The organism is Microvirga tunisiensis, from assembly GCF_009296175.1.
Classification (GTDB): Bacteria; Pseudomonadota; Alphaproteobacteria; order Rhizobiales; family Beijerinckiaceae; genus Microvirga; species Microvirga tunisiensis.
Window position 1 is genome coordinate 1 of the sequence record NZ_VOSK01000838.1, and the last position, 1,067, is coordinate 1,067.

General features: G+C 55.0%; 1 protein-coding gene. It reads left to right on the forward strand.

Annotated features, from left to right (window positions below; translation table 11 throughout):
* Positions 1-452 precede the first annotated feature (452 nt).
* Positions 453-959 (forward strand): reverse transcriptase domain-containing protein, encoded by a 507-nt coding sequence (locus FS320_RS44000; RefSeq protein WP_152718733.1) that lies wholly within the window; start codon positions 453-455, stop codon positions 957-959.
* Positions 960-1,067: the final 108 nt, after the last annotated feature.

Here is a 1,067-nt window from a genome sequence, read left to right on the forward strand (position 1 = left end):
GGGAGCGTCCTATTACGAGGAGCGATATCGGAAGCGGGTGATCGATAATCTGCACCGCCGCGCCAAGGCCTTCGGCTTTGTGCTGCAGGAGGTCGCTGTTGACGCTTCCACGGGCGCTGTTTCTTAGAGTGTCTGCCCAATATGATCAGCACGGCCTCCATAAGAGGATTGATGGATGAGTGAGCCACCTAAACCTGCTGGATCTCTTACTTTGCGTAACTACGGGATCACCTAAACAGGCCACATGCTGACCTGCATGGTGACGGAGCCGCAATATTACTCAAATGCCCAGGGTAATGCCTGGGACAGCCAAAAGCAGCCTCTGTGAAGAGCCCTGCCAAGGACGGATCACCGTATAAGGCACAGGTGACTGTGCTGAAAGCGGCCCGATCCGGGGGAAGTGCGGCAGCTTTCTATCAAGACCAGACGGTCGCAACGAATAGGTACTGCTGATGCATGCTGATACGGCGTTAAGACGTCTGGAAGCACTACCTGATCTCGCTCAGGCAGGTAAACGCATAAACGGACTGTTCCGTCTTCTCACTTACCGCCCACTCTGGACGGAAGGATTGGAGCGCATCAAGCGCAACAAGGGAGCCGGAACGCCAGGAGTAGACGGATCGACTATCTCGACACTCGGTGAAACCGACATCGAGACAATTATCCAGATGCTCGTGGATGGGACCTACCGTCCTAAGCCCGTAAAGCGCGTCTACATTCCGAAAGCGAACGGCAAACTACGACCTCTCGGCATCCCGACCGCTCAAGACCGTCTGGTCCAAGAAGTCGTGAGATCGATCCTCAACCGAATCTATGAGCCGGTGTTCTCACCGAACTCACATGGATTCCGGAAGAAGCGGTCGTGCCACACAGCTCTCGAATCGTTCTCGAAGCGATGGGGAGCCACCAAGTGGCTTGTCGATGTTGATGTCGAGGGATTCTTGGATCCCGCTTCATAATGCCCCCTGGTTCATGAGGTCTGCTCGAAGAGCCCCCGCTGATGGTCTATCACTTTGACGCGTAGACCTTTTTGTCTCCCTTTGGTGACGTGCACTGCTTCGATCTCG

Coding starts and splice junctions, on each gene's coding strand:
- FS320_RS44000 (WP_152718733.1), top strand. CDS start 453: ATGCATGCTGATACGGCGTTAAGACGTCTGGAAGCACTACCTGATCTC.